Raw genomic sequence first — 312 nt, forward strand, 5'->3', positions numbered from 1 at the left:
ATGTCAATAACACGTTGTCCTGGTTTCGGATTAATTCCAGATTGCGTATAATAACCAACTTTTATAGTGTCGCCTTTTACAACGCGCCCGCTGTCAGGCGGAATTGTTCCAGTCAAAAGATTTAAGAAAGTCGATTTTCCAGTCCCGTTTTTACCAATAATTCCAATTCTTTCTCCACGCTGAAAATCAAAACTGAAGTTGTCTAAAATAACACGGTCTTTGAATTTTTTAGAAAGTTTATGAAGCTCAATAATTTTGCTTCCCATTCTTTCCATATTTATTTCAAGCTCCACCTTGTTTTCTTTACGTCGG

General features: G+C 36.5%; 1 protein-coding gene. It reads right to left on the reverse strand.

Going from position 1 to position 312, the window contains the following annotated elements:
* Positions 1-312 (reverse strand): ATP-binding cassette domain-containing protein (locus ACWA1B_RS22445; protein ID WP_456910807.1); only part of this gene is annotated, 312 nt, incomplete at both ends.

The sequence above is a fragment of the Flavobacterium xizangense genome, assembly GCF_054075145.1.